Consider the following 19,940-nt stretch of genomic DNA (forward strand, 5'->3'; position numbering starts at 1 on the left):
CGAAGTGCGACGAAAGGCCGTCTCGTGCCTGCCGCCGCGTCGCGGCCGGGCGCGCGGTTCCCCGCGCCCCCAGGAAGTGCGACGAAAGGCCGTCTCGTGCCTGCCGCCGCGTCGCGGCCGGGCGCGCGGTTCCCCGCGCCCCCAGGAAGTGCGACGAAAGGCCGTCTCCTGTCTACCGCCGCGTCGCGGCTTCGCGCGCAGTTCCCCGCGCCCCTTAGGGGCGCTGCCGAACCGGTGTTGTCACGTGGGGGGCGACGTCGAGGGGCTCTTCATCCCGGCGCCTGGTGGCTGTGGGCTCTCTGCCTCGGCGTTGCGGCCACCCGGACCACCAACCCCCTTCTGCTCGCCCTTCTCATCGCGACCTCGGCCTATGTGGTGGCGAGTTGCCGTTCGGAGGCGCCCTGGGCCCGGTCCTATGCCGCCTTCGTGAAGCTCGCCCTCGCGGTGCTCCTCATCCGGCTCTTCTTCGCCGTGGCCCTGGGCTCCCCCATCCCCGGCACGCACGTGATCGTCGAGCTCCCCGAGGTCCCCCTGCCCGACTGGGCGCAGGGGATCCGCCTGGGCGGCACGGTCACGGCGGAGGCGCTGGTCTTCGCGCTGTACGACGGCCTGAAGCTCGCCACGTTGCTGATCTGTGTCGGCGCTGCCAACGCCCTCGCCAATCCGGCCCGGCTGCTGAAGTCGCTCCCGGGCGCGCTGTACGAGATGGGCGTGGCGGTGGTGGTCGCCCTCACCTTCGCGCCGAACCTCATCGCCGATGCCCAGCGCCTGCGTGCCGCACGTCGGCTGCGCGGCCGTCCCGACCGTGGCGTCCGGGGCCTTCTGCTCGTCGGGCTCCCGGTGCTGGAGGGCGCGTTGGAGCGTTCGGTCGCGCTCGCCGCGGCGATGGACGCGCGCGGCTACGGCCGTACCGCACAGGTCCCGGCCGCCGTCCGCCGTACCACCACCGCCCTCACGCTCGGCGGTCTCCTGGGCGTCTGCGCCGGCACGTACGGGCTGCTCACCGCCCAGGGGGCCGGCTACGGCCTCCCTGTCCTCCTCTCCGGCCTGGCCGCCGCGCTGGCCGGTCTGTGGCTCGGGGGCCGCCGCACCCCGCGCACCCGTTACCGCCCCGACCCGTGGGACGCCCGGGCCTGGCTGGTCACCGCCTCCGGCGTGGCGGTCGCCGCGCTGCTCGCCCTGGCCGCCTCCCGGGATCCCGAGGCGCTGCACCCCGGCGTGGTCCCCCTGACCGCCCCGACCCTCCCCCTCTGGCCCTCGGCGGCCGTACTCCTGGGCCTCCTGCCTGCCTTCATCACCCCCGAGGAGCCGTCGTGATCCGCTTCGAGGACGTATCGGTGACGTACGACGGCGCCATCGAACCCACCGTCCAGGGCATCGACTTCGAGGTGCCCGAGGGCGAGCTGGTCCTGCTGGTCGGCCCGTCGGGCGTCGGCAAGTCCACCGTCCTCGGCGCGGTCAGCGGTCTCGTCCCGCACTTCACCGGCGGCACCCTGCGCGGCCGCGTCACGGTGGCCGGCCGTGACACCCGCACCCACAAGCCCCGCGAACTGGCCGACGTCGTGGGCACGGTCGGCCAGGACCCCCTCTCCCACTTCGTCACGGACACGGTCGAGGACGAACTCGCCTATGGCATGGAGTCGTTGGGGCTCGCCCCCGACGTCATGCGCCGTCGGGTCGAGGAGACCCTCGACCTCCTCGGCCTCACCGGCCTCCGCGACCGCCCCATCGCCACCCTCTCCGGCGGCCAGCAGCAGCGTGTCGCGATCGGCTCCGTCCTCACCCCGCACCCCCGGGTCCTCGTCCTCGACGAGCCCACCTCAGCCCTGGACCCCGCAGCCGCCGAAGAGGTCCTCGCGGTCCTCCAACGCCTGGTCCACGACCTCGGGACGACGGTTCTGATGGCCGAACACCGCCTGGAGCGGGTCATCCAGTACGCCGACCAGGTCGTCCTGCTCCCGGCCCCGGGCGCACCGCTCAGCGTGGGCACCCCGGCAGAGATCATGGCCGTCTCCCCGGTCTACCCACCGGTGGTGGCCCTGGGCCGCCTGGCGGGATGGTCCCCCTTGCCCCTGACGGTCAGGGACGCCCGCCGCAAGGCAGCAGACCTACGTCAACAGCTGGAGGAACGGCACGACAACGCCCTTGAGGGGCGCGGGGCTGCGACATGTGCGGCTCCGCCGCGTGGGCGCGGTCAACCACACTCAACCCGCACCCGCCAACAACCCACACCCCCCACCCCGTTGGGCGCCCGCCCCCGCTGGTTCAAGCGCAACCGCACCGCAACCACCCCCACCACCCCCTACGCAGCCGCAATACAGGCCCTCTCCGTGACCCGCGCCCACATCCAGGCCCTACGCCACGTAGACCTCACCGTCACCCCCGGCGAAACCATCGCCCTCATGGGCCGCAACGGCGCCGGCAAGTCCACCCTCCTCAACACCCTCGTGGGCCTGGTCCACCCCACGACCGGCTCGGTCCACGTCGACGGGGCGGTCCCCCACAAGACCGCCCCGAAGGACCTCGTACGCCGCGTGGGCCTGGTCCCCCAGGAACCCCGCGACCTCCTCTACGCCGACACGGTGGAAGCGGAGTGCACCGCCGCGGACCAGGACGCCGGCGCGGCCCCCGGCACCTGCCGCGCCCTCGTCGCCGACCTCCTCCCGGGCCCGGGTATCGCTGACGACACCCACCCCCGCGACCTCTCCGAGGGCCAGCGCCTCACCCTCGCCCTGGCCGTGGTGCTGACCGCCGACCCGCCTCTGCTCCTCCTCGACGAACCGACCCGCGGCCTGGACTACGCGGCGAAGGCCCGTCTCGTCACGCTGCTGCGCGACCTGGCCGCGCGGGGCCACGCCATCGTGCTGGCCACGCACGACGTGGAGCTCGCCGCCGAGCTCGCGCACCGGGTGGTCCTGCTGGCGGACGGCGAGGTGATCGCCGACGGCCCGACCCCGGAGGTCGTCGTCGCGTCCCCGTCCTTCGCCCCGCAGGTGGCCAAGATCCTGGCGCCGCAGAAGTGGCTCACGGTCGCCGAGGTGAGAGAGGCCCTGTCATGACCGGCCGCTCCAGCTCCACCCCGCCGGGCACCCCACCGCCCACCCCCCAGGCCCGAGCCGTCCGTCTGGGCCCCCGCTCCATCGCCGCCCTCACCCTGGTCAGCGCCGTCGGCGTCGCCGCCTTCGGCTGGCCGTTCCTCGCGCCGCCCGCCTCCCAGCTCAGCGCGCACGCCCAGGACGCCCCTTGGCTGTTCTCGGCGCTGCTCGTCCTCCTGGTCGCGGTCGTCTCCGCCACGATCTCCGAGTCGGGGCTCGGCCCGAAGGCGGTCGCGATGCTCGGTGTGCTGGCGGCGACGGGGGCCGCGCTGCGGCCGATCGGCGCGGGGACGGCCGGTCTGGAACCGATGTTCTTCCTGATGGTGCTCAGCGGCCGGGTCCTCGGCCCGGGCTTCGGCTTCGTCCTCGGCGGGGTGACGATGTTCGCGTCGTCGCTGCTGACGGGCGGGGTGGGGCCCTGGCTGCCGTTCCAGATGCTGGCGATGGGCTGGTTCACGCTGGGCGCGGGCCTGCTGCCGGGCCAGGACCGCCTGCGGGGGCGGGCGGAGCTGCTGATGCTCGCTGTCTACGGCTTCCTCGCGGCCTTCGCCTACGGCACGATCATGAACCTCGCGGGCTGGCCCTTCATGAGCGCGCTGGCCTCGAACGTCGCCTTCGACCCGGCCGCCGCCGTTCCCGCGAACCTCGCCCGATTCGTCGCGTACTGCCTGGCCACCTCGCTCGGCTGGGACCTCGGCCGGGCGCTCGTCACCGTCGTGCTGACCCTCGCACTCGGCCCGGTGATCCTCAGGGCCCTCCGCCGGGCCACCCGTCGCGCGGCTTTCGAGAGCCCGGTCACGTTCGACGCTCCCGCAGGGTGAGGGACTCCGCGCACACGGTCACACCCTCACCCCCTCCCCGGTGAAGCACCCCACATGACCCACATCACCTACTACCTGCGCTAGTCGGGCAAATGGGACGCCATGTCCACGCCATAGCGCGCCCTGACCTGCACATTGAGAGCCAGATCACACAAACGACCTTCGCCCCGCATACGACCACAACTAGCAAATGCCCTCATTGCGGACGCCTTCCCGGCCTGGTTGTGTGGAGGACGTCGCACGGCGCCGACGTGCCCTCAGGGCCGCGGCGCCGACGTATGCCCCCGCCTCGCATCGCATCGCGTGGCTCCGGCATGCCCGCGATCCGATGTCCCCGAAGAAAGGCTCCCCGTGACCGTGTCCGTCGCTTCCTCCTTCCGCCGCGTCTCCGCCCCGAAGAAGGCCCTCACCGGTGTCGTCCTGGCGGCCGCCACCGCCGGCACCCTGTTCGCCGCCGCGCCCTCGCAGGCCGCGACGACCGAGGGCGGCTCGGCGCAGCAGATCGCGCAGAAGATGATCTCGGACTCGGCCCAGTACCAGTGCTTCTCCAAGATCGTGGACCACGAGAGCGACTGGAACGTCAGCGCCACCAACGCCTCCAGCGGCGCCTACGGCCTGGTTCAGGCCCTGCCGGGCAACAAGATGGCCTCCGCCGGCTCCGACTGGAAGACCAACCCGGCCACCCAGATCAAGTGGGGCGTGGACTACATGAAGGACCGCTACGGCAGCCCGTGCGGCGCCTGGAACTTCTGGCAGTCGAACGGCTGGTACTGAGCCGGCACCGCCAGACGGAACCGAAGGCGGCGGCCCCCGATCCCCGGGGCCGCCGCCTTCGCCGTGTTCGACTGCGCGACGACCGTCTCGGGGGAGGCAGGAACGGGGCGTAGGGATAGGGGGTGCTCCTGCCTCCCTCGGGACAGGTCAGCCGGTGCCGGTCTTCAGCCGGTGCTGACCTGCAGTTCCTTCACTCCGTTGATCCACGCGGAGCGAAGGCGGCGAGGGTCCCCGGCCAGTCGCAGGCCGGGCATCGCGTCGGCCACGGCGTTGAAGATGAGGTCGATCTCCAGGACCGCGAGGGACTTGCCCAGGCAGTAGTGGGGGCCGCCCCCGCCGAAGCCGAGATGGGGGTTGGGGTCGCGGGTGATGTCGAAGGTGTCGGGATTCTCGAAGACCTCGGGGTCGCGATTCGCCGAGGCATAGAAGATGCCTACCCGCTCACCCTTCTTTATGCGCTTCCCGCCCAACTCCGTGTCCTGGGTCGCCGTGCGCTGGAAGGACACGACCGGCGTCGCCCAGCGGACGATCTCCTCGGCCGCCGTCGCCGGCCGCTCCCCCTTGTACAGCTCCCACTGTTCGGGGTGGGTGAGGAAGGCGTGCATGCCGTGGGTGATGGCGTTGCGCGTGGTCTCGTTGCCCGCCACCGCCAGCATCAGCACGAAGAACCCGAACTCGTCCGAGCGCAGGTTGCCTTCGCCCTCGGCGGCCACCAGCGTGCTGACGATGTCCTTCGCCGGGCACTCCCGCCGGTCGGCGGCCATGTTCATGGCGTACGCGATGAGTTCGGTGGCCGACTCCTTGCCGACCTCCTCGGTGATGGCGTACTCGGGGTCGTCGTACGCGATCATCTTGTTGGACCAGTCGAAGATCTTGGCCCGGTCGTCCTGCGGGATGCCGATGAGCTCGGCGATGGCCTGGAGGGGCAGTTCGCAGGCGACCTCGGTGACGAAGTCGAAGGTGCCCGAGTGGTCACGGGCGTTGGCGGCGATCGTCAGCGCGCGCGTCCGCAGGCGCTCCTCCAGGGCGCGGATGGCCCGTGGCGTGAAGACGCGCTGGACGATCTGGCGGACCCGGGTGTGCTCGGGCGGGTCCATGTTCAGCAGGATCAGCCGCTGCGCGTCGATCGCGTCGCGCTCGATGTGCTCGTTGAAGCGGATGATCGCGGTGTTGAGGGTGGACGAGAACAACTCCGGGTGCGTCGAGACGTACTTGACGTCCGCGTGCCGGGTCACCGCCCAGTAGCCCTCGTCCTGGAACCCGGCCACATTGCCCGACTGCGGGATCCAGCGGACCGGTTCGGCACGGCGCAGCTCGGCGAACTCCGGGAGGGGCACGCGGTGGTGCAGCACATCGGGATCGGTGAAGTCGAACCCGTCGGGAAGCGCTGGACAGGGCATGGACAGCTCCTGACGGTCCATCAGCAAAGAAGGTCCCCGTGACGGTAGTAACGGGTTCTACAACTGGCAATAGCCATGGACGTCCCAGTTGCCTGCACACCTCTTGCAGCCACTGACCTTCCGTCAGCACACTGAAGCACGGAACTAGAACGCGTACCAGTTCCGCCCAGCCCCGCCCTGACTCCGCAGAGCCCTCGGAGAGGACCCGCACCCATGGCTGCCGAACCCGTGATCGTCGAAGCCGTACGCACCCCGATCGGCAAGCGCGGCGGCGCGCTCGCCAACCTCCACCCCGCCTACCTCCTGGGCGAGACCTACCGCGAACTCCTGGGCCGCACCGGCATCCCCGCCGACTGTGTCGAGCAGATCGTCGGCGGCACGGTGACCCACGCCGGCGAGCAGTCCATGAACCCCGCGCGCACGGCCTGGCTCACCATGGGCCTGCCGTACGAGACGGCGGCGACGACGGTGGACTGCCAGTGCGGCTCCTCGCAGCAGGCCTCGCACATGACGGCCAACATGATCGCAGCGGGCGTCATCGACGTCGGGATCAGCTGCGGCGTCGAGGCCATGTCCCGGGTGCCGCTGGGCTCGGGATCCAAGCACGGGCCCGGAAAGCCGTTCCCCGACGAGTGGAACGTCGACCTGCCCAACCAGTTCGAGGCAGCGGAACGCATCGCCCGCCACCGTGGCCTGACCAGGGAGAACGTCGACTCCCTGGGCCTGCTCTCGCAGGAGCGGGCGGCCGCCGCATGGGCCGAGGAGCGGTTCAAGCGGGAGACGTTCGCCGTCCAGGTCCCCACCACCGAGGAGGAGCAGCGCGCCGGGCAGGGCATGTGGCGCCTGGTCGACAAGGACGAGGGCCTGCGCGACACCTCCATGGAGGCACTGGCCCGACTCAAGCCCGTCATGCCGACGGCCGTCCACACCGCGGGCAACTCGTCCCAGATCAGCGACGGCGCCGCGGCCATCATGTGGGCGTCGAAACGGATGGCCCGCGCGCTGAAGCTGCGGCCGAGGGCACGGATCGTGGCCCAGGCGCTGGTGGGCGCCGACCCGCACTTCCACCTCGACGGCCCGATCGACGCGACCAAGGCGGTGCTGGGGAAGGCCGGGATGTCCTTGAAGGACATCGACCTCGTCGAGATCAACGAGGCCTTCGCATCCGTGGTGCTGAGCTGGGCGCAGGTCTTCGAGCAGGACCTGGAGAAGGTGAACGTGAACGGTGGCGGGATCGCGCTCGGGCACCCGGTCGGGGCCACCGGGGCCCGGCTGATCACGACCGCGCTTCATGAACTGGAGCGTGCCGACAAGGAGTTCGCGCTGGTGACGATGTGTGCGGGGGGCGGGCTCGCCACCGGGACGATCATTCAGCGGCTGTAGCCTCAGGGCATGAGGACACGCACCCTGAGGATCGGTCTGTACGCCGACGGGCAAGGCCTCGCATGGGTCAGGGGACTCGTGGACGAGGCGGCGGGCGCGCGCGGGGCCCGGATCGTCGATGTGACGGTCGCGCGCACGTTTCCCGCGAGCGGGATGACGACCGCCGACGCGTACGACCATCTCGCGGAACAGTGGGAATGGGAGAACCCCGGCCAGGGCAGCGGCGCCCGGGAAGCCGTCGAGTTGCGCGTGCGGTTGGCCTGTTCGCTGCGGACGTGGCGGACGATCCGCAAGACGGTGATCAGGGAGCTGTGCCCGGAAGGTACCGCACCTCACACCTGCCGGGTGCCGTGGGCCGCCGCGTGAGCGTGAGCGCCTGCCGCTCCAGTGGTGCGCCGTCCGGTTGACGAAGGCGGTGAACACGGCGGGGTCGAGGGTGAGGATCGATCCCGCCGGGTTCTTGGAGTCGCGGACGGTGAAGTGGAGGAGACCTTCGCACTTGATCCACCTTCCTTCGGCAGTAAACGCTCCCATCCGATTCCACGTCTAGGATCACGTGGTCCCAGCCGAACTCACCAGCACCCGTCCGCGCACGAACGCCCCCGATCCGGGGATCCCTGCCCACAAACGGTTTCTGCTGACGGTGTGGACCCGCCACCGCATCCCCCTGCTCGCCACACTCCCCGCCGTCCCGCTCTACGCTCTCTGGTGGGCCTTCCTCGCCACCGGAGGCGGCGACCTGGCCGCCCAGTACGCGTGGACCGACTTCGCGACGCGGCACGGCGGCTCGGCCTACAACCTCTTCTGGTACGGCGGCACCCACACCGCCAACTACAGCCTGATATCCCCGTACTTGATGGCCGCCGTGGGTGTTCGCGCGGTCACCGTCGTCTCGGGTCTGGCGGCGACCTGGCTCGCGGCCGTCCTGATGACCCGGGTCGAGGGACTGCGAAGACCTCTCGGTCCGGCCCTGCTCGCGTCCTTCGCCCTGTGGTGCAACGTGGCCTCCGGCCGCACCACCTTCGCCCTCGGCGTGGCCTTCGGGCTCGCCGCCTGTCTGCTGCTGTCCCGTGAGAGACGGCTCCTCCTGGCCGCCGTGTGTGCCGCCCTCGCGACGATGGCGAGCCCGGTGGCCGGCCTGTTCCTGGTGGTCGTGGGCGCCGCCTTCCTCCTCACCCGGGACTGCCCCCGCGCCCTCGCCCTGCTCCTGCCGCCCGCGCTCACCGTCGGCGTGACGACTCTTCTCTTCCCCTTCAAGGGCGAGCAGTTGATGTTCGTGGACCGCATATGGCCGCCGTTCTTCCTGGGGCTGGCCGTCACCTTCCTCGCCCCGCGCTCGTGGCGGGTCGCCCGCTGGAGCGGTGCCGTCTACGCGGTGGGTGCCGTCCTGACGTATCTCATCCCCTCCCCCATAGGCACGAACGTCGAGCGCTTCGCCGAACTCTTCGCACCGGCGGCCCTCCTCGCCGTGCTGGTCGCCCAGCCCCGCCTCGCGAAGGTCCGCCGAAGGCTGCTGATCACCGCGCTGGTCTTCTCTGTGGCCTGGGTCGGGAAGAAGACCGGAGACGACCTCTACGTCTCCACGAAGGTGCCCGCCTGGGCCACCGAGACCCGCGGAGTGGTCCGCGCCCTAGACCGCCTCGGCGCCGACCGCACCCGCGTCGAGGTCGTCCCGGCCCGCAACCACCGCGAGGCCAGCGGCCTCGCCCCGTACGTCAACATGGCCCGCGGCTGGAACCGCCAGCTCGACATGGAACGGGCCCGCCTCTTCTACGACGGCTCCTTCTCGGCCACCACCTACCGGGCCTGGCTGGACCGCTGGGCCGTCGGCTACGTCGTCCTGCCCATCGGCAAGCCCGACGGCTATGCCAAGGTCGAGGCCCGCCTCATCCGCGAGGACCGGCCCGACTGGCTGAAGCCGGTCTGGCAGGACGCGCACTGGCGGGTGTACCGGGTACGGGACGCGGTGCCGCTGGTCTCCGCCCCGGCGACGGTCGCTTCGACGTCCAGCGCCGACGTCGTCGTACACATGCCCCGCGCGGGTGCGACGACGGTCCGCATCGCCTACTCCCCCTGGCTACGCGTGGACGGTGCCGCGTGTCTGACCCCCCAGGGCGAGTTCACCCGCCTCACGGTCCCGGCTCCGGGCGACTACCGCATCAGCTCGGAGTACGGTCCTTCAGCAGGGCCGGGGACTCACTGCTGACCTTCTCGGCCTGTGCCGTCACCCCTCTGGCACGCGGCCCCTGGAACAGGTAGGTCACCCCGAAGCCCGCCGCCACGACCACCGCTCCGCCGGCCGCGTCCAGGACCCAGTGGTTGGCGGTGACGACGATCGCGGTGACCGTGAAAAGGGGGTGGAGGAGGCCGAGGGCCTTCATCCACCACCTGGGGGCGAGGACGAGGATGACCAGGCCGCACCACAACGACCAGCCGAAGTGCAGGGACGGCATCGCGGCGTACTGGTTGGTGAGTTCGGTGAGGGTGCCGTAGTCGGGCTGGGTGAAGTCCTGGGGGCCGTGGACCGTGTCGATGAAGCCGAGGCCGGGCATCAGACGGGGCGGGGCGAGCGGGTAGAGCCAGAAGCCGATCAGGGCGAACACCGTGGCGAAGCCGATCGCGGTGCGGGCCCAGCGGTAGTCGACGGGGCGGCGCCAGTACAGGACGGCGAGGATCGTGAGCGGCACGCCGAAGTGGAACGACTCGTAGTAGAAGTCGAAGAAGTTCCGCAGCCAGTCGACCTTCACGACCGCGTGGTTGGCCCAGTACTCGATGTCGATGCGCAGGGCCCGTTCGATGGAGTGGATCTCCCGGCCGTGCTCCTCGGCGGTGGCCCGCCCGGCCGAGTTGGAGCCACCGGCCGCGGCGAGCCGGATCTGGGCGTATGCGTAGTAGGTGACCCGGATCAGCAGCAGCTCGAAGAGCAGGTTCGGGCGGGTGATCACCCGGCGCAGGGACCCCACGAGCGGGATGTGCCGGAAGCGGGCGGGGACCGGGGCGGCGTACCGGGTCGGGATCGGGGTCTGCCAGTACGGCGACGTACGGGCCAGGAACGGGACGACGGCGGCCGTGGCGAGCGCGGCCAGCAGGATGAGGTCGGCGCGCAGCGGATGGAAGATCGCCTTGTCCGGCACCATCATCTTCGCGGGCAGCGTCATCACCAGGATGACGGCGACCGGCCACACGTACCGGTCGCCCGCGCGTCTGCCCACCTGGCCGACGAGCGCGAGCAGCACCCACAGCAGCTGGTGCTGCCAGGCCGTCGGGGACACGACGATCGCGGCGCAGCCGGTGATCGCGACGGCGAGGAGGAGCTGACCGTCGTGGGCGTAGCGCACGGCCCTGCGCATCGCGAGGACGGCGACGGCGGCGCCGAGGAGGAGGAAGAGCGCGATCTCCAGGGGGCCGGTCAGCCCGAGCCGGAGCAGGGCACCGTGCAGGGACTGGTTGCCGAGGTCGTCGGCGCGTCCGCCGAGGCCGACGCCGGCCATGTGGTGCACCCAGTACGTGTACGAGTCACGTGGCATCGTCGCCCAGGCGACCACCGTGCTCACGGCGAACGTTGCGCCCGTGGTCAGCGCGGCCCGGCGCCGGCCGGTGAACCACAGCAGCGGGGTGAACAGCAGCAGGGTCGGCTGAAGGGCGGCCGCGAGGCCGATGAGCACGCCGCTGGCGCGTTCACCCCGTACGGCGAAGCAGCCGAGGAGGACGAGCAGCACCGGCATGATGCTGGTCTGGCCGAGGTAGAGGGCGTTGCGCACCGGCAGCGACAGCATGAGCAGGCTGACGGCGACAGGCGCCGCGAGCAGGGAGGTCCTGCGGCTCACCGGCTGCGGCAGGGCGCGGGCGGCGACCAGGCCGAGGGCGACGACGAGCAGCAGCGTGCCGAAGGTCCAGCCCCAGCCGAGGGCCTGCTCGGCAGCACGGGTGAGCGGTTTGAGGACGAGTCCGCCGAACGGCGTACCGGTGAACTGCGTCGACTCGTACAGCGAACCCTTCACATGCAGGACGCCTTCGGGCCCGACCCAGGTCTCCAGATCCGTCAGCCGTTCCCCGCGCGGCGTAGCGAGGACGACGGCCACCTGCCGTACGGCCAGAATCGTGGCGATCAGCCACAGTCCGAGCCGTGCCACCCGCACGCGTGCCTGGACCGCGCCGACGGCCGTGGCTCCGGCGGCCGTGGCTCCGAGTGCCTCCGCCGGTCGCCCACCGCGCTCCGCATTCGCCACGCCCGTCGGCCTCCCGCCCCGGTCGTCTCACGTCCCACGCTTACGGAATCTCCACGAACCCTATGCGGCCCGCCCTCCCTCGGGAGAGACGCAGGCAACCCCCGCTTCACCTGTCGTCCGCTCTCCTTTTGTCCGGTTGACGATAGTCGTGCACCGATCCCCCCGCGACTGAGCCGTGACGGGGTTCACCCCCGGCCCAGCCGCCTGCGCGGGCCGCCTGAATCCACCATCCTGGGAATCAGTGCCGCGCAACACGGGTAGTTAGCGCATCTAACTAGCCATACGAAAGGCAAGGCGATGAGCGAGTCGCAGCTCTGGGACGACGTCGACGAGTACTTCTCCACCCACCTGTCCCCCGAGGACGACACCCTCCAGGCGGCCCTGCGCGACAGCGACGCGGCCGAACTCCCGCACATCAACGTCACCCCGTCCCAGGGCAAGCTCCTCCAGCTCCTCGCCCGGATCCAGGGCGCCCGCAACATCCTGGAGATCGGCACCCTCGGCGGTTACAGCACCATCTGGCTGGGCCGCGCCCTGCCCGCCGACGGGCGCCTGATCTCGCTGGAGTACGACCCCAAGAACGCCGAGGTCGCCACCCGCAACATCGCGCGGGCCGGCCTGGACAAGATCGTCGAGGTGCGGGTCGGCCCGGCCCTGGAGTCGCTGCCCAAACTGGCCGACGAGAACCCGGCCCCCTTCGACCTGGTCTTCATCGACGCCGACAAGGCCAACAACCCGCACTACGTCGACTGGGCGCTCCGCCTCACCAGCACCGGCAGCCTGATCATCGTGGACAACGTGGTGCGCGGCGGCCGGGTCGCCGACCCCACCGACACGGCCCCGGACATCCAGGGCACCCGCGCCGCGATCGAACTGATCGGCAGCCACCCGAGGTTGAGCGGTACGGCGATCCAGACGGTGGGCGCCAAGGGCTACGACGGCTTCGCCCTGGCCCGCGTCCTGGCGTGAGCCGCCCGCGCGGGTGTGCTCAAGCCTCCTGATAGAAGCCGACGTTGACGCTGCGCGGCGCGGTGCGGTCGTGGATGATGATCTCGCCGCTGCCGCCCCGGGGCAACGGCACGGTCCCGCCGTAGCCGATCGGCTGGGCGTACTCGCCGACGGTCAGCCGCACCTCGGAGGACGGGTCGGGCTGCGAGCCGCGCAGCCAGGTCACCTGCCACGTCCCGTCGGGCCCGCACAGGAACTCCAGGTGGACCCGGGAGACGAACAGCCAGTCGTCCGGCGTCGAGAGCCGGCACACCGTCTTGTCCCGGCCCACCCGCAGCACGGCACCCGGCTCGCTGGGCGCGTCGGCCATGAGCATGCCGGCCGTGGCACCCTCGTCCGCCGCGGACACGGCGGCCATGGTGAGTTCGAGCACGTGCGCTCCTCCTGAAACATCCTTGAGGGGCGGCCGTTTTGGCCACCGACGCCGCATGATAAATCGCCCGGCACCGCCGCGTCCGGCACAATGAACTCATGACCGAGCGAAAGCCCCCCGGTGTCCCGTTCGAGTCCTGGGTCGACAAGCAGATCCACGACGCCCAGCAGCGCGGCGACTTCGACAGACTGCCCGGAGCGGGCAAGCCCCTGCCGAACGATCTGGAGTCCCCCTACGACGAACTGTGGTGGGTCAAACGCAAGATGGCCCGCGAGGGCCTGTCGGTCCTGCCCCCGGCCCTGGCCCTGCGCAAGGAGGCGGAGGACGCGCTGGCCGCGGCCTACGCGGCCAGGTCCGAACCGGCGGTCCGGAAGATCATCACGAACGTCAACGCCAAGATCCGCGACATGCTCCTGAAGCCGCCGCCCGGCCCTCCCCTGGGCCGCAAGCCGTACGACGTGGAACAGGTCGTACGGGAGTGGCAGGAGAGGCGCCGGGCGGCGGGTGGGTCACATGGGCCAGGAGTGTCAGAGGCGTAGCAGCCGTTCCGCCAGCTCCCGGTAGTCCCGCAGCGCGAGCCGCAGCTGCTCGGTGTCGGCCTGCTCGTCGGCCGCCTGCCAGGACGTACGCAGCGTGCGACGCCGCTGCGCCATGGCGTCGCTGATCCGCCCCACCAGATCCTCGACCAGCTGATCGGCCTCCTCGACGGCGGCCCGGGGACCGTCGACGAACCCGGCGACGGACTGGTGAAGCCTGAGCTCGAACTTGTCGGACTCCTCACGCGGCATGAGCGCGGTGACCTCGCGCCCTGCCCTCGTCACATCCGTCATGCCCCTCAACTCCCCTTCGCGTGACGGCCGGTGAAGCCCCACGGCAGATGGCCACGATGACCGTCGGCGCCCCGCCGGGACTGCCGGGCTGTCTCCGGCAAGCCCCCACGCCGCCGCTCGACCGGCCCCGTCAGCTCCTCGAACAGGCCCCGGGCCTCGACCATGGCCTCGCGCATCTCCTCCGTCCCCGGCCCGCCGCCCTCCGCCCCCTCACTCACGCGCGCGTGGGCGACCCGGTGCACATGCCGGTATCCCTGCACTTGGTGCGCGTGGTGCACGGACAGAGCGGAGAGCTGCTCCTCGTACTGCGTGCCGTCGGGGAACCCGCGCGCCTGCGCCAGATCCGCGAGCACCCGGTCCGCCTCTTCGACGGCATCCTTCGGCGAGTCGACGAAGTGCTCCTGGGCCGCCGTCCACCGAGCCTCGAACCGCTCGGCCTCCTCTGTCTCCAACGCCCGCTCGCGCAGCCCGCCGTGCCGCTCCACCCGCTGGGCGAGCTCCCGCTCGGCGGCCTCGGCGTCACCGTCGTGCCGGGCAACGGCCCGCTCGTACTCAGGCCCGAAGCGCCGCTTCAGGCCCCGACCGCTCTGCGTACTCCGAGCACGCAGAGCCAGGACGGCCGCACCGATCAGCACGACGACCGCCACTACCACGACCAGAATGATCACACCTGTGGACATGGATGCCGGGTTGCCCCGATGGCCCGCCTCAAACGGCGGCCGAATCGGCCACCCCCGGCGTGTCGATTCGGCGGCGCCCCGATCGACGTCATGGTGAAAGGCGTTGACCGCACACGGAAGGAAGGGCCTGCCATGTCACTCGCCCGCGTCCACAACTTCTCCATCTCGCTCGACGGCTTCGGCACCGGTGAAGGCCAGAGCCGGGAGACACCGTTCGGCCACGCCGGTGAAAGGCTGCACGAGTGGATGTTCGCCACCGGCTTCTGGCACAGCATGACCGGCCGTTCCGGCGGAACCGGCGGCATCGACGACGCCTTCGCACGGCAGCACGGTCCGGGGATCGGAGCCGAGATCATGGGCGCCGGGAAGTTCGGCCCGCCCGGATGGCACGAGGACCCGGACTGGAGGGGGTGGTGGGGCCCCAACCCGCCCTTCCACACGCCGACCTTCGTCCTCACGCATCACCCTCGCCCGTCGATCGAGATGGAGGGCGGCACGACGTTCCACTTCCTCGACGCGTCACCCGCCGAGGCACTCGAGACGGCCCGCGAGGCGGCGGGCGACCAGGACGTACGCATCGGCGGCGGTGTCACACTGCTCCGCGACTTCCTCGCCGCAGAGCTCATCGACCACATGCACGTCGTGGTGGCCCCGATCCTGCTCGGCCGAGGCGAACGCCTCTGGGACGGACTGGAGGGCCTGGACCAGGCCTACGACATCGAGGCCGTCCCCTCGCCAAGCGGCGTCACACACCTGACGTTCACCCGCGCGACGGAGGGCCGCGGATAGCTCAGCCGCGTACGGCGGCGAGGGGACGTGCCGGGGGGTGTCCGCCCGCAGCGGCGGGCGTCAACGCAGAGCACATCTCAAAGCAACCGAGCCGCCCGACCGAGGACGGACACCCCCCGGCACGGCCCCGACCCCCACCAAACCGCAGGCGCTACGCGCACCCCCACCCACCGCAACAGGCCGCCGCAGGCACCTCAGGGGCGCGGGGAACTGCGCGATCACCCCCCACCCACCGCAACGGGCCGCCGCAGGCATCCCCCGCTCAACCACCGGAGGTACCCGGCCGTTCCCGCTCCGACCCACACAACTCCTCATTGATCTCCTTCACCAACTGCACCAGATCCGTGGACCTCCCCGGCCCCCACCAGTCCCCCAGCAACTCCGCCAACGACTCCTCCCGAACCCTGGCCAACCGCGCCGCGACCTCCCGCCCACTCTGGGTCAGCACCAGATCCAGCCCCTCGCGCACGGCCAACCGCCGCTCCTCCACCTGCCGAGCGGCTTCGAGAATCACCGGCAACGGCACGGAACTCCGCTCGGCGAGCACCGCCGGCTCCACCCACCCGCACTTCTTGATCCGCAGCAGCAGCCAACTGGCCGCGGGCAACAGGTCGTACCCGGCCCGCTCGGTGATCTCCCGGTACACCTCCCGCCGCCCCTCCCGCGTCCCGAGCACCGACAAAGCCCGGCACACCTCGTCGTACGACGACCGCTCCACGGGATTACTGGCCAGCGTCTCGGTGACATCAGGCGCGGTCACCGACCCCCGCAGCCGGTCCTCCCGCAGGAACCAGGCCAGCACGAACCCGAGCAACGCCACAGGCGCCGCGTACAAGAACACGTCGGTGATCGAGGACGCGTAGGCCTCCAGCGCGGCCGGCCGCAACGCCCCCGGCAACCGGGCGATGTCACGTGGATCGGCCTCCAGTCCCTCCAGCGAGACCCCGCTCGGCAGCCGCACCCCCCGAAACGCCTCCACGAGCTTGTCGTCGAGCCGGCCCGCGAAGACCGTGCCGAAGATGGCGACGCCGAACGACGCCCCGATGGACCGGAAGAAGGTGGCCCCGGAGGTGGCGACGCCGAGATCCTCGTACGAGACGGCGTTCTGCACGATCAGCACGAGCACCTGCATGACCAGCCCGAGCCCCAGCCCGAACACGAAGAAGTACAGGCTCATCTCCCAGGTGGAGCTGTCCACGTCCATCTGATGCAGCAACAGCAGCCCCAGCGTGGTGACCCCGGTCCCGGCGACCGGGAACACCTTCCACCGCCCGGTACGGCTGACGATCTGCCCGGACACGGTCGACGCCAGCAGCATGCCGACGACCATCGGCAGCATGTGCACCCCGGACATGGTCGGACTGACGCCCTGCACGACCTGGAGAAACGTCGGCAGATAGGTCATCGCGCCGAACATGGCGAACCCGACGATGAAGCTGATGACAGCCGACAGCGCGAAGGTCCGCACCCGGAACAGCTTCAACGGAAGCACCGGTTCGGCGGCCCGCCGCTCGACCGCGACGAACGCACAGGTGAGCACCACCCCCAGCACCGCGAGCCCGACGATCTGCGCCGACCCCCACCCCCACGTGATCCCCCCGAGGGAAGCGACGAGTACCAGACAGGTGGCGACGGACGCGATCAGAAACGTCCCCAGATAGTCGATGACGTGCCGCGTCGACTTCCGGGGAATCCGCAGCGCACTCGCGATCACCACCAGCGCGACCACCCCGACGGGCAGATTGACGTAGAACACCCACCGCCAGCTCAGATGCTCCGTGAACACCCCGCCCAGCAACGGCCCGAGCACACTCGTCGCCCCGAACACGCCCCCGAACAACCCCTGGTACCGCCCCCGGTCCCGCGGCGACACGATGTCCCCCACGATCGCCATGGACAGCACCATGAGCCCGCCGCCCCCGAGACCCTGCACGGCCCGGAAGGCGATGAGCTGGGCCATGTTCTGCGACATGCCGCACAGCGCGGACCCGACGAGGAAGATCACGATCGCGATCTGGAAGAGCCGCTTGCGCCCGTACTGGTCACCGAGCTTGCCCCACAGCGGAGTCGCGGCCGTGGACGCCAGCAGATACGCGGTCACGACCCAGGACAGATGCTCCAGCCCGCCGAGGTCGCTGACGATGGTGGGCAGGGCGGTCGACACGATGGTCTGGTCGAGCGCGGCGAGCAGCATGCCGAGCAGCAGCGCGCCGATGGAGACGAGGACGTTGCCGGGCACGTTCTCGTGCGCGTCGGCTCCCCGCCTCGGGGGCTGCGCGTCACGCACATCGTCCGGCATACCGTGCGCGTCCCCGGCCATGAAGACCTCCCGAGGGTCTCGATACACCCCCATCGTGATCGATATGGCTGGTTATGGCCTGTCGAGTCCCTTTGGAATCAGTCCTTCCGGGGGCTTCCGGAGACCACGTGAGGAACGTCTGCATAGTGTGGGGAGTTCGCGAGGGGGAGGTACGAAGGCGTGACAGAGCGGACAGGCACGAAGGGTCCGGAAGGCCAGGACGGCCCGATAGGCCAGAACGGTCACCCCTGCCCGGAGTGCGGTACGCCGAGAGCCCTCGACAACACCCCGTCCTGCGGCTGCGCCCAGCGCGTGTCCGAGGCCCTGCGCGACGCCCGCACCGCGGAGGCGGCAGCGGCGGAGGACTTCGATCCCCTGCGCATACGCCCGTACGTGGAGCTGGAGGCCGACGGCGACAGCGCCGCCGCACTCCCCTCCGACGCGACGATGCCGCTACGGCCGATCCCTCCGGCGCCGGCCCGCACCCTCGACACACGGGACCTCAGCCTGTTCGAGCCGGACGCGACCGACCCCCACGGCACCGGAACCGACGCTCCGGACACAGCGGCGCCCGGTCGGCGCCGTACCCGCACCGTCCTCCTCGGCACGGGCGGCGCGCTCGTGGCCGTGATCGCGGCGGCCGGCCTGGCGAGCGGCCTGTTCACCTACGAGACCCCGTCCCGCGACACGGCTCTGCCGGACGACGTACGGGCGAGCGTCCCGGCCCCGTCGACCAGCGAGGCATCGCAACCGCCCTCCCCGACGCGGACGCGGCCGGCGCCGCCCCCTGCGTCCCCGACACCCACGGAGAGCGCATCCCCCTCCCCCTCGTCCTCCCCGTCCCGCTCCAGCGCGTCCCCCACTCCGCCCCCCGCCACGGAACCGACGAACACCTCCACCCCCTCACCCACGGAGGCCGTCGGCGCCCAGCAGGAGTCCGCCGCGGCCCGAGACCCCGCCCCGCCGACGCTGCGTCGTGGCGACCGGGGTTCCGAGGTGGTCGAGCTCGAACTGCGCCTGACCCAACTCGGCCTCTACACGAGGGAGGCCCGGGGCAGCTACAACGAGGGCGTCGAGGACGCGGTGAGCAGGTACCAGTGGGCGCGGGGGGTCCAGCCGGAGGAGTACGGGGTGTACGACCTGGCGACGCGGGAGAGGCTGGAGTCGGAGACGCGGGAGCCGTGACGGGGTTCGCCCGAGAACTCGGGAGCCTCCGGTCCGATGGCGACCGCGGCTCCACCGTGGCTGGTCGCGCAGTTCCCCGCGCCCTTTGAGGTCCGCCGAGGCACAGCCGACCCAAAGGCGCACGGAGCTGCACCAGATGTCCGGCCACCGCCCCTGAGCGCGAGCAACCCACCAAAACCGGGAACGGCGCGACCAGCCCCACTCAACCCGCACCCGCCATCAAACACGCACCCCGAGCTCCCTGGGGGCGCGGGGAACTGCGCGAGCAACCCACCACAACCCGCACCCGCAATCGGTCCCACACCCCCCGAGCCCTCAGGCGACATACAACCGAATCCCGCCCCCGTCCCCCGCCTCAACCCGAACCTGCCGCAAATCAGCCACGACGACATCCGGCTCATGGAACCGGGCCCGCGGCCCAACCCCCACCACCCGCATCCCCGCGGAGCGCCCCGCCTGAATCCCCGCCCCCGAGTCCTCGAACACCACACAGTCCTCCGGCGCGACCCCCAACTCGGCCGCCCCCTTCAGGAACCCCTCCGGATCCGGCTTGCTCGCGCCAACGGACTCCGCGGTCACCCGCACATCCGGCAGCTCCAGCCCGGCGGCAGCCATCCGCGCCGTGGACAGCGGAACGTCGGCCGAGGTCACCAGCGCATGCGCCAGCCCCCGCTCCCGCAGCGAGGCCATGAACTCCGGCGCCCCAGGAATCGGCACGACGCCCGCCACGTCCGCCGTCTCCTCGGCGAGCATGCGGGCGTTGTCCGCGTGGTTCTGCTCCATCGGCCGGTCGGGCAGCAGCAGGGCCATCGAGGCGTACCCCTGCCGTCCGTGCACGACCTTCATCACCTCGTCGGCGTCCAGCCCGTGCCGTTGCGACCAGCGACGCCAGATCCGTTCCACGGCGGCGTCCGAGTTGACGAGGGTGCCGTCCATGTCGAGCAGCAGGGCACGGGCGGTGAGGACGGTGGCCGGCATCGGCAGCTCCAGGGCGAGGGGCGCGGGGGTACAGGGGTGCCCCCAGGGAGGGACAAGGTGGTCCCGCCCGCCGGTCAGGGAAAACGGGCGGGAGCC

18 protein-coding genes and 1 pseudogene are annotated in these 19,940 nt (G+C 71.2%); 11 read left to right on the plus strand and 8 right to left on the minus strand.

Features of this window, described 5'->3' with window-relative positions:
- Positions 1-234: 234 nt before the first annotated feature.
- From ACZ4UU_RS03520 to ACZ4UU_RS03535, 4 genes are all read left to right on the plus strand, one after another.
- Complete coding sequence (locus ACZ4UU_RS03520; RefSeq protein WP_468036233.1) at positions 235-1,317, plus strand: energy-coupling factor transporter transmembrane component T; 1,083 nt, start codon at positions 235-237, stop codon at positions 1,315-1,317.
- On the plus strand, positions 1,314-3,059 hold the full coding sequence (locus ACZ4UU_RS03525) for an ABC transporter ATP-binding protein (protein ID WP_468036234.1): 1,746 nt from the start codon (positions 1,314-1,316) through the stop codon (positions 3,057-3,059). The genes ACZ4UU_RS03520 and ACZ4UU_RS03525 overlap by 4 nt, the downstream gene beginning before the upstream one ends.
- Positions 3,056-3,916: an ECF transporter S component gene (locus ACZ4UU_RS03530; protein WP_468036235.1), complete on the plus strand. Its 861-nt coding sequence runs from the start codon at positions 3,056-3,058 to the stop codon at positions 3,914-3,916. The genes ACZ4UU_RS03525 and ACZ4UU_RS03530 overlap by 4 nt, the downstream gene beginning before the upstream one ends.
- Before the next feature lie 357 nt (positions 3,917-4,273).
- Positions 4,274-4,690 carry an aggregation-promoting factor C-terminal-like domain-containing protein gene (locus tag ACZ4UU_RS03535; protein ID WP_468036414.1) on the plus strand — a complete coding sequence of 139 codons (417 nt, stop codon included), beginning with the start codon at positions 4,274-4,276 and terminating at the stop codon, positions 4,688-4,690.
- Positions 4,691-4,854: 164 nt separating this feature from the next.
- Here ACZ4UU_RS03535 and ACZ4UU_RS03540 read toward each other — a convergent pair whose 3' ends face one another.
- Positions 4,855-6,090, minus strand: coding sequence for a cytochrome P450 (locus tag ACZ4UU_RS03540; RefSeq protein ID WP_468036236.1), 1,236 nt, complete (start codon positions 6,088-6,090; stop codon positions 4,855-4,857).
- Positions 6,091-6,303: 213 nt separating this feature from the next.
- Between ACZ4UU_RS03540 and ACZ4UU_RS03545 the strand changes: the two genes are divergently transcribed.
- Both ACZ4UU_RS03545 and ACZ4UU_RS03550 read left to right on the plus strand, forming a co-directional pair.
- On the plus strand, positions 6,304-7,473 hold the full coding sequence (locus ACZ4UU_RS03545; RefSeq protein ID WP_468036237.1) for a steroid 3-ketoacyl-CoA thiolase: 1,170 nt from the start codon (positions 6,304-6,306) through the stop codon (positions 7,471-7,473).
- Positions 7,474-7,482: 9 nt separating this feature from the next.
- Entirely contained in the window at positions 7,483-7,839 is a 357-nt protein-coding gene (locus ACZ4UU_RS03550) for a hypothetical protein (RefSeq protein ID WP_468036238.1), read from the plus strand.
- A 45-nt stretch (positions 7,840-7,884) separates the two neighbouring features.
- Here the strand turns inward: ACZ4UU_RS03550 and ACZ4UU_RS03555 are convergent.
- Positions 7,885-8,007, minus strand: a pseudogene (locus ACZ4UU_RS03555) (DUF397 domain-containing protein); the annotation flags it as partial.
- 79 nt (positions 8,008-8,086) lie between these two features.
- On the opposite strand from ACZ4UU_RS03555, the gene ACZ4UU_RS03560 reads away from it, so the two are divergent.
- Positions 8,087-9,679 carry a hypothetical protein gene (locus tag ACZ4UU_RS03560; RefSeq protein ID WP_468036415.1) on the plus strand — a complete coding sequence of 531 codons (1,593 nt, stop codon included), beginning with the start codon at positions 8,087-8,089 and terminating at the stop codon, positions 9,677-9,679.
- Here ACZ4UU_RS03560 and ACZ4UU_RS03565 read toward each other — a convergent pair.
- Complete coding sequence (locus tag ACZ4UU_RS03565) at positions 9,633-11,702, minus strand: bifunctional glycosyltransferase 87/phosphatase PAP2 family protein (RefSeq protein ID WP_468036239.1); 2,070 nt, start codon at positions 11,700-11,702, stop codon at positions 9,633-9,635. The two genes, ACZ4UU_RS03560 and ACZ4UU_RS03565, sit on opposite strands and share 47 nt — an antisense overlap.
- A 297-nt stretch (positions 11,703-11,999) precedes the next feature.
- On the opposite strand from ACZ4UU_RS03565, the gene ACZ4UU_RS03570 reads away from it, so the two are divergent.
- Positions 12,000-12,671, plus strand: a complete 672-nt coding sequence (locus ACZ4UU_RS03570; RefSeq protein ID WP_468036240.1) for an O-methyltransferase — start codon at positions 12,000-12,002, stop codon at positions 12,669-12,671.
- A gap of 19 nt (positions 12,672-12,690) precedes the next feature.
- On the opposite strand, the gene ACZ4UU_RS03575 is transcribed toward ACZ4UU_RS03570, so the two are convergent.
- The gene (locus ACZ4UU_RS03575) at positions 12,691-13,083 is read right to left on the minus strand and encodes an FHA domain-containing protein (protein ID WP_468036241.1); all 393 of its coding nucleotides are present in this window, start codon (positions 13,081-13,083) and stop codon (positions 12,691-12,693) included.
- A gap of 98 nt (positions 13,084-13,181) precedes the next feature.
- Here ACZ4UU_RS03575 and ACZ4UU_RS03580 point away from each other — a divergent pair, with 98 nt between their 5' ends.
- Positions 13,182-13,622 carry a DnaJ family domain-containing protein gene (locus tag ACZ4UU_RS03580; protein WP_468036242.1) on the plus strand — a complete coding sequence of 147 codons (441 nt, stop codon included), beginning with the start codon at positions 13,182-13,184 and terminating at the stop codon, positions 13,620-13,622.
- Here the strand turns inward: ACZ4UU_RS03580 and ACZ4UU_RS03585 are convergent.
- Together ACZ4UU_RS03585 and ACZ4UU_RS03590 are read right to left on the minus strand one after the other, a co-directional pair.
- Positions 13,611-13,913 carry a hypothetical protein gene (locus tag ACZ4UU_RS03585; protein WP_468036243.1) on the minus strand — a complete coding sequence of 101 codons (303 nt, stop codon included), beginning with the start codon at positions 13,911-13,913 and terminating at the stop codon, positions 13,611-13,613. The genes ACZ4UU_RS03580 and ACZ4UU_RS03585 overlap by 12 nt on opposite strands.
- Before the next feature lie 5 nt (positions 13,914-13,918).
- The gene (locus tag ACZ4UU_RS03590) at positions 13,919-14,593 is read right to left on the minus strand and encodes a hypothetical protein (protein ID WP_468036244.1); all 675 of its coding nucleotides are present in this window, start codon (positions 14,591-14,593) and stop codon (positions 13,919-13,921) included.
- 132 nt (positions 14,594-14,725) lie between these two features.
- Between ACZ4UU_RS03590 and ACZ4UU_RS03595 the strand changes: the two genes are divergently transcribed.
- A complete protein-coding gene (locus ACZ4UU_RS03595) occupies positions 14,726-15,382 on the plus strand; it encodes a dihydrofolate reductase family protein (protein WP_468036245.1) in 657 nt (218 codons plus the stop codon).
- A 262-nt stretch (positions 15,383-15,644) separates the two neighbouring features.
- On the opposite strand, the gene ACZ4UU_RS03600 is transcribed toward ACZ4UU_RS03595, so the two are convergent.
- Complete coding sequence (locus tag ACZ4UU_RS03600) at positions 15,645-17,702, minus strand: MDR family MFS transporter (RefSeq protein WP_468036246.1); 2,058 nt, start codon at positions 17,700-17,702, stop codon at positions 15,645-15,647.
- A 159-nt stretch (positions 17,703-17,861) separates the two neighbouring features.
- Here ACZ4UU_RS03600 and ACZ4UU_RS03605 point away from each other — a divergent pair, with 159 nt between their 5' ends.
- The gene (locus tag ACZ4UU_RS03605; protein WP_468036247.1) at positions 17,862-18,866 is read left to right on the plus strand and encodes a peptidoglycan-binding domain-containing protein; all 1,005 of its coding nucleotides are present in this window, start codon (positions 17,862-17,864) and stop codon (positions 18,864-18,866) included.
- A gap of 315 nt (positions 18,867-19,181) precedes the next feature.
- Here ACZ4UU_RS03605 and ACZ4UU_RS03610 read toward each other — a convergent pair whose 3' ends face one another.
- The gene (locus ACZ4UU_RS03610; protein ID WP_468036248.1) at positions 19,182-19,844 is read right to left on the minus strand and encodes an HAD family hydrolase; all 663 of its coding nucleotides are present in this window, start codon (positions 19,842-19,844) and stop codon (positions 19,182-19,184) included.
- Between the last annotated feature and the right edge of the window lie 96 nt (positions 19,845-19,940).

It is taken from the genome of Streptomyces sp. NPDC028907 (assembly GCF_055564995.1).

What these genes read in the sequence shown, in the direction of transcription:
- ACZ4UU_RS03530 (WP_468036235.1), top strand. Translation starts at nt 3,056, where the DNA reads ATGACCGGCCGCTCCAGCTCCACCCCGCCGGGCACCCCACCGCCCACC.
- ACZ4UU_RS03540 (WP_468036236.1), bottom strand. Translation starts at nt 6,090, where the DNA reads ATGCCCTGTCCAGCGCTTCCCGACGGGTTCGACTTCACCGATCCCGAT.
- ACZ4UU_RS03545 (WP_468036237.1), top strand. Translation starts at nt 6,304, where the DNA reads ATGGCTGCCGAACCCGTGATCGTCGAAGCCGTACGCACCCCGATCGGC.
- ACZ4UU_RS03550 (WP_468036238.1), top strand. Translation starts at nt 7,483, where the DNA reads ATGAGGACACGCACCCTGAGGATCGGTCTGTACGCCGACGGGCAAGGC.
- ACZ4UU_RS03570 (WP_468036240.1), top strand. Translation starts at nt 12,000, where the DNA reads ATGAGCGAGTCGCAGCTCTGGGACGACGTCGACGAGTACTTCTCCACC.
- ACZ4UU_RS03580 (WP_468036242.1), top strand. Translation starts at nt 13,182, where the DNA reads ATGACCGAGCGAAAGCCCCCCGGTGTCCCGTTCGAGTCCTGGGTCGAC.
- ACZ4UU_RS03585 (WP_468036243.1), bottom strand. Translation starts at nt 13,913, where the DNA reads ATGACGGATGTGACGAGGGCAGGGCGCGAGGTCACCGCGCTCATGCCG.
- ACZ4UU_RS03590 (WP_468036244.1), bottom strand. Translation starts at nt 14,593, where the DNA reads ATGTCCACAGGTGTGATCATTCTGGTCGTGGTAGTGGCGGTCGTCGTG.
- ACZ4UU_RS03595 (WP_468036245.1), top strand. Translation starts at nt 14,726, where the DNA reads ATGTCACTCGCCCGCGTCCACAACTTCTCCATCTCGCTCGACGGCTTC.
- ACZ4UU_RS03600 (WP_468036246.1), bottom strand. Translation starts at nt 17,702, where the DNA reads ATGGCCGGGGACGCGCACGGTATGCCGGACGATGTGCGTGACGCGCAG.
- ACZ4UU_RS03610 (WP_468036248.1), bottom strand. Translation starts at nt 19,844, where the DNA reads ATGCCGGCCACCGTCCTCACCGCCCGTGCCCTGCTGCTCGACATGGAC.